Source organism: Leifsonia sp. (assembly GCF_051955155.1).
Lineage (GTDB): Bacteria > Actinomycetota > Actinomycetes > Actinomycetales > Microbacteriaceae > Leifsonia.
This window is the reverse complement of record NZ_JBQCGZ010000018.1, coordinates 25,801-39,087: the sequence shown is the minus strand read 5'-3', so window position 1 is coordinate 39,087 and position 13,287 is coordinate 25,801. Positions and strand designations below refer to the sequence as shown.

The 13,287-nt window shown below is 74.6% G+C and carries 16 protein-coding genes; 6 read left to right on the top strand and 10 right to left on the bottom strand.

Features of this window, described 5'->3' with window-relative positions; translation table 11 throughout:
• Window positions 1–4 precede the first annotated feature (4 nt).
• The 3 genes from ACTHMF_RS02025 to ACTHMF_RS02015 all read right to left on the bottom strand — a co-directional run bounded on the left by ACTHMF_RS02025 (window position 5) and on the right by ACTHMF_RS02015 (window position 3,671).
• Window positions 5–1,222: a hypothetical protein gene (locus tag ACTHMF_RS02025; RefSeq protein WP_440316093.1), complete on the bottom strand. Its 1,218-nt coding sequence runs from the start codon at window positions 1,220–1,222 to the stop codon at window positions 5–7.
• 91 nt (window positions 1,223–1,313) lie between these two features.
• Window positions 1,314–2,576 (bottom strand): MFS transporter, encoded by a 1,263-nt coding sequence (locus tag ACTHMF_RS02020; RefSeq protein WP_440316092.1) that lies wholly within the window; start codon window positions 2,574–2,576, stop codon window positions 1,314–1,316.
• A 165-nt stretch (window positions 2,577–2,741) separates the two neighbouring features.
• Window positions 2,742–3,671: an aldo/keto reductase gene (locus ACTHMF_RS02015; RefSeq protein ID WP_440316091.1), complete on the bottom strand. Its 930-nt coding sequence runs from the start codon at window positions 3,669–3,671 to the stop codon at window positions 2,742–2,744.
• A 35-nt stretch (window positions 3,672–3,706) separates the two neighbouring features.
• On the opposite strand from ACTHMF_RS02015, the gene ACTHMF_RS02010 reads away from it, so the two are divergent.
• Window positions 3,707–4,234: a hypothetical protein gene (locus ACTHMF_RS02010; RefSeq protein WP_440316090.1), complete on the top strand. Its 528-nt coding sequence runs from the start codon at window positions 3,707–3,709 to the stop codon at window positions 4,232–4,234.
• 3 nt (window positions 4,235–4,237) lie between these two features.
• On the opposite strand, the gene ACTHMF_RS02005 is transcribed toward ACTHMF_RS02010, so the two are convergent.
• Window positions 4,238–4,507, bottom strand: coding sequence for a hypothetical protein (locus ACTHMF_RS02005; protein WP_440316089.1), 270 nt, complete (start codon window positions 4,505–4,507; stop codon window positions 4,238–4,240).
• Between the two features lie 53 nt (window positions 4,508–4,560).
• On the opposite strand from ACTHMF_RS02005, the gene ACTHMF_RS02000 reads away from it, so the two are divergent.
• Genes ACTHMF_RS02000 through ACTHMF_RS01990 form a run of 3 tightly spaced genes read left to right on the top strand, consistent with a single transcriptional unit; the run spans window position 4,561 to window position 6,028 of the window.
• The gene (locus ACTHMF_RS02000) at window positions 4,561–5,175 is read left to right on the top strand and encodes a TOPRIM nucleotidyl transferase/hydrolase domain-containing protein (RefSeq protein WP_440316088.1); all 615 of its coding nucleotides are present in this window, start codon (window positions 4,561–4,563) and stop codon (window positions 5,173–5,175) included.
• Between the two features lie 5 nt (window positions 5,176–5,180).
• A complete protein-coding gene (locus ACTHMF_RS01995) occupies window positions 5,181–5,525 on the top strand; it encodes an iron chaperone (RefSeq protein WP_440316087.1) in 345 nt (114 codons plus the stop codon).
• 59 nt (window positions 5,526–5,584) lie between these two features.
• Entirely contained in the window at window positions 5,585–6,028 is a 444-nt protein-coding gene (locus tag ACTHMF_RS01990; protein WP_314149844.1) for a tetratricopeptide repeat protein, read from the top strand.
• A gap of 10 nt (window positions 6,029–6,038) precedes the next feature.
• On the opposite strand, the gene ACTHMF_RS01985 is transcribed toward ACTHMF_RS01990, so the two are convergent.
• The 4 genes from ACTHMF_RS01985 to ACTHMF_RS01970 are packed head-to-tail and all read right to left on the bottom strand — an operon-like array spanning window position 6,039 to window position 9,243.
• A complete protein-coding gene (locus tag ACTHMF_RS01985) occupies window positions 6,039–7,154 on the bottom strand; it encodes an FAD-dependent oxidoreductase (RefSeq protein ID WP_440316086.1) in 1,116 nt (371 codons plus the stop codon).
• Between the two features lie 28 nt (window positions 7,155–7,182).
• The gene (locus ACTHMF_RS01980; RefSeq protein ID WP_440316085.1) at window positions 7,183–8,109 is read right to left on the bottom strand and encodes an AEC family transporter; all 927 of its coding nucleotides are present in this window, start codon (window positions 8,107–8,109) and stop codon (window positions 7,183–7,185) included.
• 4 nt (window positions 8,110–8,113) lie between these two features.
• Window positions 8,114–8,842, bottom strand: coding sequence for a GNAT family N-acetyltransferase (locus ACTHMF_RS01975; protein WP_440316084.1), 729 nt, complete (start codon window positions 8,840–8,842; stop codon window positions 8,114–8,116).
• Window positions 8,839–9,243, bottom strand: coding sequence for an arsenate reductase ArsC (locus ACTHMF_RS01970; protein WP_314149663.1), 405 nt, complete (start codon window positions 9,241–9,243; stop codon window positions 8,839–8,841). The genes ACTHMF_RS01975 and ACTHMF_RS01970 overlap by 4 nt, the downstream gene beginning before the upstream one ends.
• Before the next feature lie 278 nt (window positions 9,244–9,521).
• On the opposite strand from ACTHMF_RS01970, the gene ACTHMF_RS01965 reads away from it, so the two are divergent.
• Entirely contained in the window at window positions 9,522–9,872 is a 351-nt protein-coding gene (locus ACTHMF_RS01965) for an ArsR/SmtB family transcription factor (protein WP_314149662.1), read from the top strand.
• Between the two features lie 28 nt (window positions 9,873–9,900).
• A complete protein-coding gene (locus tag ACTHMF_RS01960; RefSeq protein ID WP_440316083.1) occupies window positions 9,901–11,322 on the top strand; it encodes a basic amino acid/polyamine antiporter in 1,422 nt (473 codons plus the stop codon).
• Window positions 11,323–11,332: 10 nt separating this feature from the next.
• Here ACTHMF_RS01960 and ACTHMF_RS01955 read toward each other — a convergent pair whose 3' ends face one another.
• Both ACTHMF_RS01955 and ACTHMF_RS01950 read right to left on the bottom strand, forming a co-directional pair.
• On the bottom strand, window positions 11,333–12,556 hold the full coding sequence (locus ACTHMF_RS01955) for an MFS transporter (RefSeq protein WP_440316082.1): 1,224 nt from the start codon (window positions 12,554–12,556) through the stop codon (window positions 11,333–11,335).
• Window positions 12,553–13,266, bottom strand: coding sequence for a FadR/GntR family transcriptional regulator (locus ACTHMF_RS01950; RefSeq protein WP_440316081.1), 714 nt, complete (start codon window positions 13,264–13,266; stop codon window positions 12,553–12,555). Before ACTHMF_RS01950 ends, ACTHMF_RS01955 begins: the two co-directional genes overlap by 4 nt.
• Between the last annotated feature and the right edge of the window lie 21 nt (window positions 13,267–13,287).

Here is a 13,287-nt window from a genome sequence, read left to right as displayed (position 1 = left end):
CGCCTCAGGTCGTCGTCCCCGGCTCCCAGCGCCACAGCTCGCGCTGGGCGAGCAGGGCCAGCTCGCGCAGCACGTCCAGATCGGTCTCGGCCTCCGCCGCGTCCCGGGCGGTGCGGCCGAAGACGCACAGTGCGCCGATGCGGGTGCCATCCGGCGCCTCCACCGGGTAGCCGGCGTAGAAGCGCAGGTTCGCCGGGCCGGTCACCAGGTCGCTCGCGGCGAAGCGCTCGTCCCGCCCCGCGTCCGGCACCACCATGCCGTCCGGCGTCCGGATGGTGTGGATGCACGCGGACTGCTCGATCGGGATCTCGGTGAGCGTCGCCCCGACGGCGGCGAGCGGCCACTCGCGCCGGTCGTCCAGGACCGTGAACATCGCGATCTCGGTTCCGAGCGTCCTGCGGGCGGTGCCGACGAGCCCTTCCAGCCGGGCGTTCCGCTCGGCCGGCTGCTCGCCCGGCCCCGGCAGTCCCAGCCGCTCGATCGCCTGCACGCGCTCCTCCGCGCCGCTGGCGTGCGTGACGGCGAGGGCGCGCTCCTCGACGGCGGGCGCGAGGGCGTCGGCGATGTGCCGCGCCCAGAACAGGTAGTCGGCGGGTCCGCGATGCCGCCCGGCCTCGGGCGCGGGCGGCGCCGGCATCGGCAGGAAGACGGCCCCGGACGCGTGACAGGCCGCCCGCGCGACGGCGTTCAGCCGCTCGGCGTGCCGCTCCGCCAGCTCGCCGTCGGCCGTGGCGTACGGCGGGATGGAGCGGATGGGCTGCGCGCCCAGCCAGACGACGGTGCGGCCGCCGCCCCCGGCGAGCCGCAGCAGGCCCTCGACCCGCCGGCCCCAGCGCTCGGGGTCGGCGACGCGCAGCGCGTCCGCGACCGTCGCGCTCAGCACGACGGCGTCGTAGCGGCCCAGCTCGGCGCCGGCGAGGGCGTGCCGCAGCCAGCGCACTCCGCCGGAGGGATGCGGCAGGACGTCGACGACGGCGCCGCGCCCCGTCGTCGCGCCGAGCGCGCGGGCGAGCGCGCCGGGCAGCGCGAGGTCGTGGCTGCCGACGCCCCAGCCGACCGCGGGGCCGGAGCCCGCGAGCAGGACGCGCATGCTCCTGCGCCCGCCGACGAAGGCCTGCGGGGCGTCCGACGGCCGGACGATGGAAGAGCGGACGGCGGTCGCCCGCAGCAGCCGCGCGCGCAGGGCGAGCCGCCGGAACGCGCTGGGGGTGTGCTCTTCCACGCGATCGACGTTATCCCGGCTCCGGCGAACCAGGTAGTTCGCCGTCCGCTCCTCCGGAGATCCGCCGCGACGCGCGGACGGTGCGGGGCGGTCAGGCATCGCCGGGGCCGGCTTCGAGGTCCATCGCGGAGGCGACGGCACCGGCCTCGGTCTCCGGCTCTGCGGCGCCCGCCTCCGTCCCCCGGGCCCGGCGCAGCCGGCGGACCGGGACGACCGTCGCGAGGGCGAGCGCCACGAGGCCGACCACGAGCAGGGCGATGCCGGTGCCCGCCGCGTCGATCGCCGCGCCCGCGACGGCCGACGCCACGGCGGCGCCGAGGTTGACGGCGGTGTTGATCCACGTGGACGCCTCGGTCTGGCCCTCCGGGGCGACCACGGCGTCGGCGACGAGGTAGCCGGTGATCAGCGACGGCGCCAGGAACGCGCCGAGCACGACCAGGCCGGCGGCGAACAGCGGCAGCGATCCGAGTGCGGAGACCGCGGCGGCGGTCGCTCCCATGCCGATGCACAGCGCCAGCAGCCGGACGCCGAGCGAGACGCGCCAGCGGATGTGCCCGTAGACCAGGCCGCCCAGCGCGCTGCCCGCGGCGAAGGCGGCGAGCAGCCAGCCGGCCGCGGGCACGGCGTCCCGCTCCGCCGCGAGCGCGGGCGCGCCGATCTCCACGACGCCGAGCACCGCGCCGACGCCGATGAGGACGATCAGCACGCGCAGGAAGCCGGGGACGCGCAGCGGCCGTGCGCTCTGCGCCCGTTGCCCCGCCGGCGATCCGGACAGCGCAGAGGACGCCCGGCTGCTGACGAGCCCGAGCGTGCCGACCAGGACCACCGCCGCGGTGACGAACAGCCCGACCGCGGGTGAGGACGCGACGATGATCGCGGTGATCGCGACCGGTCCGCCGACGAACAGCAGCTCCTCGGCAACGGCGTCCAGGCTGAACGCCCGCTCGCGCTGCGCGCCGGGCTCGGTCAGCGAGCTCCAGACGACGCGCATCGCCGCGCCGAGCGGCGGCGCGGAGAGGCCGATGACGACCGCCAGGGCGAGGAACCACGGCACGGTGTCGCCCGCCAGCGCGGCGACGGCGCCCATCGCCGCGAAGCCCGCCGCCTGCACGACGGCGAGCAGGCCGAGGGCGCGCGGCTGGCCCCAGCGGTCGACGGCGCGGGCGCGCCACGGCGCCGCGACGACGTTGGCGATGCCGAACGCGGCCGATGCGAGGCCGGCGACGGCGAACGACCGGGTGCTCTCCTGCACGGCGAGCAGGACGGCGAGCCCGGCCATCGCCAGCGCCGAGCGGCCGAGGAGGGCGGGCAGGAAGGCGCGCAGCGCGCCGGGGATGCGAAGGGATGCGAACACGGGATGCTCCGAAGAAGGGTCTGACGGTGGGGGTTCCGCGGGGTCGGCGACGCGACCCTCGACGGCGGGGAACCTGCGCAGGTGGGACGCAGGACCGTCAGATGAACATCACGATGTGAAGCACGCCGCAAGGATAGCAAACCCCGGCGGCGCCACCGGCGGCCGCTACGGCAGGATGTGCCCGGCCGCCGTGAACAGCCGGTACCACTCCTCGCGCGTGAGGCGCACGTCCGAGCCCGCGGCGGAGTCGCGCACCCGCTCCGGGTTCGTGGTGCCGAGCACCACCTGCATCTGCGCGGGGTGCCGGGTGATCCAGGCGACGGCGATGCCCGTCGGCGTCACCCCGTAGCGCTCCGCGAGCTCGTCGAGCACGTCGTTCAGCTCCGCGTAGTCCTCGCGGTCGCCGAGGAAGACCCCGTCGAAGAAGCCCTTCTGGAACGGCGACCAGGCCTGCAGCGTGATGTCGTTCAGCCGGGCGTGGTCGAGGATGCCGTTGTCGCGCGAGACGGACTGGTCGAGGCCCGCCATGTTCGCGGCGACGCCCTGCGCGATGAGCGGGGCGTGCGTGATGCTCAGCTGCACCTGGTTGACCACCAGCGGCTGCTTCACCCAGCGCTTCAGCAGCTCGATCTGGCCGGGGGTGTGGTTGGAGACGCCGAACGCGCGCACCTTGCCGGACGCCTGCAGCTCGTCGAACGCCGCCGCGACCTCCTCCGGCTCGACGAGCGTGTCCGGCCGGTGCAGCAGCAGGATGTCCAGGTAGTCGGTGCGCAGCGCGGCGAGGGACTCGTCCACCGTGGTCAGGATGTGCTCGCGGGAGAAGTCGAAGAAGCCGTCGCGGATGCCGACCTTGGACTGGATGACGACCTGGTCGCGCTCGGCCGCCGGGATGGCCCCCGCCTCGCCGAAGCGGCGCTCGGAGCCGTGCCGTGTCTCGCCGTAGATGTCCGCGTGGTCGAACATGGTGATGCCCGCGTCCCGCGCGGTGCGGACGAGGGTGCGGATCTGCTCGTCGTCGAGCGGGCTGATCCGCATGAGGCCAAGGATGATGTCGGAGGCGTCGATGCCGGTCCCGGGGAGGGTGAAAGTCTTCATGCCTCCATCCAACACCGCCCGGCTAGGGTGTGAGCGTGACGGACACGGACGACGAGCGCGCGGTCGCCGCCGCACGCGCGGCCGTGGCCGACGCCGTGGAGGCGCTGTCGGCGGCCGGAGCGCGCGACGAGGCGCTCGCGGTCTACGTGCCCCGGCAGCGGAAGCTGCTGATCCCGCGCGAGCCGGTGCTGCGCCCGGCGGGACGGGTCTGGCGCCTGGGCGTCCTGCTGCTGGACGCGGGCGGCGGGCTGCACGCGACCGGGCAGCTGGTGCGCGCGACGCCGCCGGGACGCACGCAGTACATCTCGGCGTCGGCCGAGACGAGGCGCGCGTACCGGGCGGCCGCCGAGCGCGGCCACTTCCGCGACGGCGAGACGGTGAACTTCGATGCGCCGCCGATCGAGCTGACCGCGGGCGCGCTGTCCGCCGGAGACGGTCCCGTGCTGCTGCGCGACGGGCGCGTGCTCGTGCGCTGGAGCGCCACCGCCGCGCAGCACGTGGACTTCGCCGACTATCTGGCGGAGCGCGTCGACCTGCTCACGAACCCGCCGGAAGGGGCGTGAGGATCAGGCCTCGGTGGGAGTGGTGTCCGCCTTCTTGCCTGTCACGTCGTCCAGCTTGTCCGACGCCTTGCCGACCACCTCGGTGACCTTGTCCCCGAGCTTGTCCGAGGCTTTGCCCGCGAGGTCGCGGACCTCGCCCTTCACCTGCTGCACGGGATCCGAGTTCGAGAAGCCCTGCCACTTGCGGCGCAGGTCTTCGTAGGCGCTGCGCCCCGCCTTCGACCCGATCACGAACCCGACACCGACGCCTGCGAGAAAGATGATGAACTTCATGGCGTGCAGGGTACGCGCGCCCGGGAGGCCGCGACAGGGGCAGAATGTCGTGCGTGACGCCGTCGTCGAGCATCCCGGTCTTCGAGGCCGCCGTCGCCGCGTGGGCCGGCGGGGCGGGTCCGGTGCCGCCCCCGGCCTCGGTCGGGGCCGCCGTGCTCGTCGAGGGCGCGAGCGACCGCGCCGCGGTGCTCGCCGCCGCCCGGGTCCTCGACCGCGACCTCGCGGGGGACGGTGTCGCCGTGCTCCCGATGGGCGGCGCGATGAGCGTCCGCCGATACGTCGGACTTCTCGGCGCGTCCGGGTCCGGCCTCCGCCTCCGCGGGCTCTGCGACGCCGGGGAGGTGCGGTTCTTCGAGCGCGCCGGCCTCGCCGCCGAGGCGATCGCCGTGTGCCGGCCGGACCTCGAGGGCGAGCTCATCCAGGCGCTCGGGGTCGCCGGGGTGGAGGAGATCCTGGCGGACGAGGGGGATTTGCGCCTGTTCCGGATGTTCCAGCAGCAGCCCGCCCAGCGCGGGCGCCCGACCGCGCATCAGCTGCACCGCTTCCTCGGCACGACCTCCGGCAGGAAGGAGCAGTACGGCCGGGCGCTGACCGCGGCGCTGACCGCGGACGCGCTGCCGGAACCGCTGCGCGCCGTCGCGCTCTGGCGCCGCTCCGATCTAGGCTGAGCGCCGTGACCGACGGCATCCAGGCGTACATCGACGGCGCCTCCGACGACGCGCGCCCCGCCCTGACGCGCGTGCTCGACGCGATCCGCGGCGCCGCGCCCGGCGCGCCGGAGAAGCTGCGCTACGGGATGCCAGCCGTCGAGCTCGCTCCGGGCGCATGGATGCACGTCGGCGCCTGGAAGCACCACCTCGGCGTGTACCCGGTGCCGCCGCTTACCGCCGAACTGGAGGAGAGGATCCTGCCGTACCGAACGACGACCTCGACCGTGAACCTGCCGCTGACCGACGTCCCGGTGGAGCTGATCGCCGAGGTGGCCCGCAGCATCGCGCGGGCGGGAGACGCCCGGTGACCGCCCCCGAGCTGCTCGACCGGCTCGCGGCGATCTTCGCCGCGCGCGACCGGGCCGACATGCAGCCGACGATCGACGCCTTCCTCACCGTGCTCGCCGAGCATCCCGACGACCCGCACGTGCTCTACGAGGTCGGCGGGTCGTACGACACCGCGGGCGACGAGGAGACCGCGGCCGGGTACTACGAGCGCGCGCTCGCGGCCGGCCTGGACGGCGACGCGCTGCGGCGCTGCCTGCTGCAGTACGGCAGCACGCTGCGCAACCTCGACCGCTTCGACGAGTCGCTCGCCGTGCTGGAGCGCGCGCGGGAGGGCTTCCCCGGCTCGCCGTCCGTCCGGGTCTGGCACGCACTGTCCCTGCACGCCGCCGGCCGCAGCGACGCCGCGGTCGCCGAGCTGATGGAGCTGACGGCCGACGAGATCCGCACGCCCGACCTGCTCCGCTACGAGGCGGCGCTGCGCGGCAACGCCGAGTATTTGCGCGAGGTCGACGCGGCGCGCTGAGTGCGCGCGCTCACGCCGGCGCCAGCCGGAACCGCTGCGGGACGGGCGTGCCGTCCAGCGCCAGCCCGGCGAGCAGATCGCCGAGGACGGGGCCGAACTTGAAGCCGTGGCCGGAGAACCCCGTGGCGACGGTGAGCGGGCCGACGGCGTCCAGGACGAAGTCGTCCGCCGGCGCGTTGTCGTACAGGCAGCTGATGGACGCGGGACGCGCGGCGTCGACGCCGGGCACCCAGCGCTCCACGTAGTCCTGGAGACGCCGCAGCCGGCCGGCATCGATGCGGCGATCGCGGCGGCCGGGGTCGGGGTCGACCTCGGGGCCGTTGCCGTGGATGCCGACCTTGACGCCCTCGCCGGGCGTCAGCAGACCGTAGACGTCCGGCGCATCCGGGTCGCTCGGGTAGTGCACGAAGCTCGGCCAGGCCGCGTCCGCGAGCCCGGCGCGCACCGGGAAGTGCGCCGGCTGCTCCTCGGTGACGCGGATGCGCGGCAGCGGGCGACCGGCCTCCTGAAGCAGTCCCCCGGCGAGTCGGGGTGTCCACGATCCGGCCGCGACGACGACCCGGGTCGCGCGCAGCGCCTCGATGCCCGCGCGCACGACCACCCCCTTGTCGTCCACGCCGATTGCCTCGACGCGGGCGCCGAAGCGCAGCTCGGCGCCCGCCGCCTCCGCGGCATCCAGCAGGGCGTCGATGGCCGTGGCCGCGTACAGGCGCCCCCCGTCCGGGCTGAACAGCACGCGCTCCTCGAACCGGAGCCCCGGCCAGCGCCGCGCCGCCTCGGCCCCGGAGAGCTCGTCCAGGTCCAGGCCCGCAGCTCCCATCGCCGCGGCGATCGCATCGAGGGCGGCGGGGTCGCCGTGGTCGACGGCGCCGGTGGCGTCGAGGATGCGCCGGCCGCTGCTCCGCTCCAGCAGCCGCCACGCCTCCCGCGCCGCGATCGTCAGGCCGACGTAGTCGGCTGCGGGGTAGCCGTGCCGGAAGATCCGGCTCGCGCCGTGCGACGATCCCCGGTCGTGCCCGCGCTCGAACGCCTCGAGCAGCAGGACGGAGGCGCCGGCCTCCGCGAGCGAGCGGGCGGCGGCCGCGCCGACGATGCCGGCTCCGATCACGATGCAGTCCACGGTCATCCCGCCACGGTAGCGAACCCGGGTGGGCTCACGCGGGCGCGAGCAGCGCGGCGACCACCAGCAGCATCGGCACGGCGAACAGGGTGGTGAGCAGCACGACGTCGCGCGCGACCGGCATCCCGCGCTCGTACCGGGCGGCGAAGTTGAAGACGTTCTGGGCGGTCGGCAGCGCGGCGAGCGCGACGGCCGCGAACAGCGCGTGCCCGTCCAGCCCGAACGCGAAGCGGGCCAGCAGGTAGGCGACCACCGGCATCAGCACCGCCTTCAGCGCGACCGCGGTCACGATCTCGACCCGGCCGTGCCCCGCCTGCAGCGGTCGTGAGCCGTGCAGCGACATCCCGAACGCCATCAGCACGAGCGGCACCGCCGCCCCGCCGAGCAGCTCGAACGGCTGGAAGAGCGCGTCCGGCACCGGCCAGCCCGTCGCATCCACGACGATGCCGAGCACGGACGCGATGATCATCGGGTTGCGGACCGGCTGGGTCACAATCGACCGGATGGAGGCGCTGCCGCGGCTCGTCACGTCCAGCACCGTGAGCGCGATCGGCGCGAACACGATCAGCTGCAGCAGCAGCACCGGCGCGACATAGGACGCGCTGCCGAGCACGTACACGGCCACCGGCAGGCCGATGTTGTTGGCGTTCACGTAGCCAGAGCCGAGCATCCCGATCGTGGTCTCCGGCGCCGGCCGGCGGAAGAACAGTCGCGACAGCGCGAGGTACGCGCCGCCCGCCACAACCGCGGCGACGGCGGCGACCGCGAGCTGCGTCGAGAAGACGACCTTCAGGTCGGCGTGCGCGAGGGTGACGAACAGCAGCGCGGGATTCGTGACGAAGAACGCGATCCGGTTGAGCACGAACGGCGCGGTCGGGCCGCCCACGCCGAACCGCCCGGCGAGGTAGCCGACGAGGATGACGAAGGCGATGATCCCGAACCCGGTCAGCACTCCGCCCATCGCTTCAGCCTAGGGCCGGCGGAGCCTCGCCCGTCGCGAAGCGGCGCACCACCCGCTGCTCGGCGAAGCCGAGCCTGCGGTAGATCCCGGCGCCGTCGGGGGACGCGGTGAGCACGGCGATCGACGCCCCGGCGTCGCGCCCCGCGGCCAGCACGGCGGAGGTGAGGGCGGTGCCGATCCCCCGGCCGCGGTGCGCGGCGGAGGTGACCACGTGCTCGACCGACACGGCGTCCCCCGCGGTCACGGCGGCGGCGCAGCCGACGGCGCCGTCCGCCGTCTCCGCCAGCAGGTAGCGCGCGGTCGGCGCGGCGGCGAGTGCGGCCACGACCGTGGGCTCCGGTGCGGCGCCGAGCCACACGGCCGCCCAGGCGCGCAGGTCCTTCTGCGAGGTCGCGCGCCGGATCCGGAGGCCGGCGGGAGCGCCGGGACGGCCGGCGTCCGCGAGCGGCAGCGTCATCAGCGGCTCCTCCTCCACGAACCCGAGGCCGAGCGCGAGCAGCTCGCTCTCGATGTCGAAGCGCTCGTCCCCCGGCCAGGAGTGCCAGAGCGCGGGCAGCCCGGCGACCGCTCCCGCCGCCTCGGCGATCCGGCCCGGCTCCGCCAGCAGCACGCCGTTCAGCTCGTCGACCGGCGCACCGGTGGCGAACCAGGCGATGCCGTCGTCCGATCCGAGACGGGAGGCGCGGACGAGGTGGGTGCGGACGAACAGCTCGCGCGCGTCCCCGCGGCTCACTGCGGAAGGGCCAGCGACCGGACCAGGTCCTCGACGCGGCCGCGGATCTCGTCGCGGATGCCGCGGACGGTCTCGAGGTCCGCTCCGGCCGGGTCCTGCAGCTCCCAGTCCTCGTAGCGCTTGCCGGGGAAGATCGGGCACGCGTCCCCGCAGCCCATCGTGATGACCACGTCGGACGCGCGCACCTGCTCGGTCTCCAGGATGGACGGCACCTGCGCCGAGATGTCGATGCCCTCCTCCGCCATCGCCGCGACGGCGACCGGGTTGAGGGCGGAGCCCGGCTCGGAGCCGCCGGAGAGCACGCGCACCCGCTCGCCGGCGATGCTCCGCAGGTACCCGGCGGCCATTTGCGAGCGGCCGGCGTTGTGGACGCAGACGAAGAGGACGGTGGGAACGGACATCACGGGCTCCAGGGCGGGACGGGACGGACGGGGACGGACGGGGACGGGACCGACGGGACGGGAGGGCGGCGAGGCCGGAGGCGGGCCGCCGCCCGGACGGACGACGGCCCCGGTGCTCAGCAGCAGTCGGGCGGGCACGACCCGTCCGGCAGCGGCTGGCACTGTGCGCTGTCGCAGCATCCAGTCATATCCAACCTCCTTCATCGACGGTTGTCGATACGAGCGTCAGCCTCCCGTTAAACATTGACGGTTGTCAATATATAGATCAGAATCGCTGCATGGCCTCTCCCCAGCTGCTGCCGCTGCGCGACCTGCAGGCGTGCTGCGCCCCCATCACGCGTGACGTGATCGGCGAGACGAACGCAGCCTCGCTCGCGCACACCCTCAAGGCGCTCGCCGACCCGGCCCGGCTGCGGCTGCTGTCGATGATCGCCGCGCACGAGGACGGCGAGGCCTGCGTCTGCGACCTCACCGAGCCGCTCGGCCTGTCCCAGCCGACCGTCTCGCATCACCTGCGCGTGCTCACCGAGGCGGGCTTCCTCACCCGGTCCAAGCGGGGCACCTGGGCCTACTACCGCATCGCCCCCGGCGCGCTGGACGCGGTGACCTCGTTCTTCTCGGCGGTCTGACCCCCGCGCGCACGCGTACGATTGCGCGGTGCAGCAGACCCGCAAGCTCCCCGTCCTCGTCCTCGCCGGCATGGTCGTCGGCTCGATGGTCGGAGCCGGTGTGTTCTCGCTGCCCGGCACGTTCGCCGGCGCGACGGGTGTCGTCGGGGCCGTGGTGGCCTGGACGCTGGCGGGTGCGGGGATGCTCGCCCTGGTCTTCGTGTTCCAGCGGCTGGCCGTTCGCCGGCCGGAGCTCGACTCCGGGATCTACGCGTACGCCAAGGCCGGCTTCGGCGACTACGTCGGCTTCTTCTCCGCGTTCGGCTACTGGGCGAGCGGCTGCGCGGGGAACGTCACCTACCTCGTGCTGATCGGGTCGACGCTCGGTGCGCTGTTCCCCGCCTTCGGCGCCGGGAACACCGTCGTCGCCGTCGGCGTCTCCAGCGTCCTGGTCTGGGGCTTCCACATGCTCATCCGGCGCGGGGTTCCGCAGGCGGCCTTCATCAACACGATCGTGACCGTCGCCAAGGTGCTGCCGCTGCTCGTGTTCCTGGTGGTCGTGGTCACCGTCGGCTTCTCGTGGGACACCTTCGCCGGCAACCTCTGGGGAGGCGGCGCGCCCGACCTCGGCTCGCTGGGCGGCCAGATCCAGCAGACGCTGCTGCTGACCGTGTTCGTGTTCCTCGGGGTCGAGGGGGCGTCCGTGTACTCGCGCTACGCGCGGTCCCGCCGGGACGTCGGCCGCGCCACCCTGCTGGGCTTCCTCAGCGTGCTGTGCCTGTTCGCGCTCATCACCGTGCTCTCCTACGGCGTCGCCCCGCGCGCGGAGATCGGCGCGATGCGGGAGCCGTCGGTCGCGAGCGTGCTCGCCGCGGTGACCGGGCCGTGGGGGTACGCGTTCATCAGCGTCGGGCTGGTGGTCTCCGTGCTCGGCGCGTACCTGTCCTGGACGCTGATGGCGTCCGAGGTGCTGTTCACCGCGGCGCGCAACGAGGACGCGCCGCGGTTCCTGGCGCGGACGACCGCGGGCGGCGTGCCCGCGTCGTCCATCCTGCTGACCAGCCTGCTCGTCCAGGCGCTGCTGATCGTGACGCTGTTCGCGACCGACGCCTTCCGGTTCGCGGTGAGCCTGTGCAGCTCGCTCGCACTCATCCCGTACGTGCTGACCGCCGGATACGCGCTCAAGCTGGAGACGGCGGCGGGCGACGACCCCGGCGGCCGGAGCGGGCGCGGGCTCACCGCGGCGGTCGTCGCCACCGTCTACACGCTGTTCCTCGTCGTGGCCGCCGGCCCCCAATACCTGCTGATGACGTTCATCATCTACGCGCCGGGCACGCTGCTCTTCGCGCGCGCCAGGCGGGAGCGCGGGCTGCGCGTCTTCCGGCCGCTGGAGGCGGCGCTGTGCGTGCTCGCGGTGCTGCTGGCGGTCGCCGCGGTGGTCGCGCTCGCCACCGGCGCCGTCCGGATCTGAGCGCGCCCGCTCAGCCGATCACCCTCGCCCGGCCGGCGAGCAGGCCGAAGCAGATCAGGACGAGCTGGATGCCGGCGAGGACGAGCAGCGGCGGCGTCCACGACCCGGTCGCGTCGTGCAGCGCTCCGACCGCGATCGGCCCGGCGGCCGCGACCAGGTAGCCGACCGACTGCGCCATCCCGGAGAGCGCCGCCGCCTGGGCGTGGTGGGTGGTCCGCAGCCCGAAGAAGGACAGCGCGAGCACGATGCTGGCGCCGCCGGCGACCCCGGCGATGCTGTCCCACACGCCCGAGAGGGCGGGCGCGAGCAGCACGCCGAGAACCGCGACCACGATCAGGGACGGCGCGAGCACCGCGAGCAGACGCTGGTCGCGGAACCGCGGGATGAGGAACGAGCACGCGATGCTGCCCACGATGCCGAAGCCGTTGAGGAAGAGCTGGTGCAGACCCGCGGCCTCCCGGCTGATGCCGGAGGCGGTCTCGATCGACGGCAGCCACGTGATGAAGACGTAGAACCCCACCGACTGCAGCCCCATAAACGCGGTCACCTGCCAGCCGAGCGCCGAGCGCCATGGGGAGCGCAGCGACTGCGCGGCGACCGCGCCGGTGTCCAGCGTGACGTCGTCCTGGCTCTCCGGCACGACGGTGCGGCGGCGCAGCTGCGGCGCGAGCACCGCGAGGGCGACGAGCGCGAGCACGGCCCACATCCCGAGCGGGAGCCGCCAGCCGACCGCCGACAGCCCGGCGACGGGGACCGCGACGCCGGCGGCGAGCGCCGCGAACACCGACTGCACCACCGAGTAGGCGCCGGTCATCTGGCCGATCCGCGTCGGGAAGTCGCGCTTGACCAGGGCGGGCAGGATGACGTTGAGCACGGCGATCGCGACGCCGATCAGCGCCGTCCCCGCCCAGAGCGCGGCGAGCGCGGGCAGCGAGCGCAGCACCAGGCCGGCCGCGAGGACGACGAGTGCGAGCGCGAGCGAGCGCTCCAGCCCGAGCGCCCTCGCCAGGCGCGGCGCGAACGGCGACACCACGGCGAACGCGAGCAGCGGCAGGCTCACCAGCGCGGACGCCTCGACGGAGGTCAGCCCGAGGTCGGCCCGGATCTGGTCGAGCACCGGGCCGACGGTGGTGAGCCCGGCCCGCAGGTTCCCCGCGACCAGCAGCAGCCCGGCGACGACGAGGATCGGGCTCAGAACGGGTACGGCCGAGCGGGTGCGCTCTCCGACGCTCATCGGTCGCCCTCCCGCGCCGCGGTGGCGACGCCGAGGCGGTCGTTGATGAGGCGCACCATGCGCTCGGCGGCGGAGACGGCCGCGTCCGGGTCTCCCGCGGCGACGGCCTCCACGATCGGGCCGTGCGCCTCGTCGATGTCCGTGGCCGCGGGCTCCCCGCCCTCGCCGGTCTCGACGTGGTCGCGCAGCGCCTCCAGCGCCCGCTCGTTGCCGCCGACGCCGCGGTACAGCTCCGCGAGCAGCGCGTTACCGGAGGCGTCGAGCAGCGCCTGGTGGAAGGCGACGTCCGCGTCGTCGTAGCCCGGCCGGCCGATCAGGGCGGTGCGGGCCGCAAGGGCATGCCGCAGCCGGTCGACCTGCTCCGGCGTCCGGCGGAGCGCGGCGAGGCGCGCTCCCTCCCGCTCCAGCAGCATGCGGACCTCGGCCACGTCCGCATCCCGCTCCTGGCCGAGCCGGCGCGCGAGCGTCGGTGCGACGTCGTTCGTCGCCCGGACGAACGTGCCATAGCCGGCGCGCGCCCCCAGCAGTCCGGCGTGAACGAGCGAGCGCAGCGCCTCCCGGACGCTGTTGCGGCTCACCTGGAGCTGGCGCGCGAGCTCGGTCTCGCCCGGCAGGAGCGAGCCGATGGGGAACTCGCCGGCGGCGATGCGCGTGCGCAGCTGCTCGGCGACCTGTTCGGGCAGGGTGACGGGTGGAGCGATGGGGTGCATCGCTCCACCGTATCGGCCTCG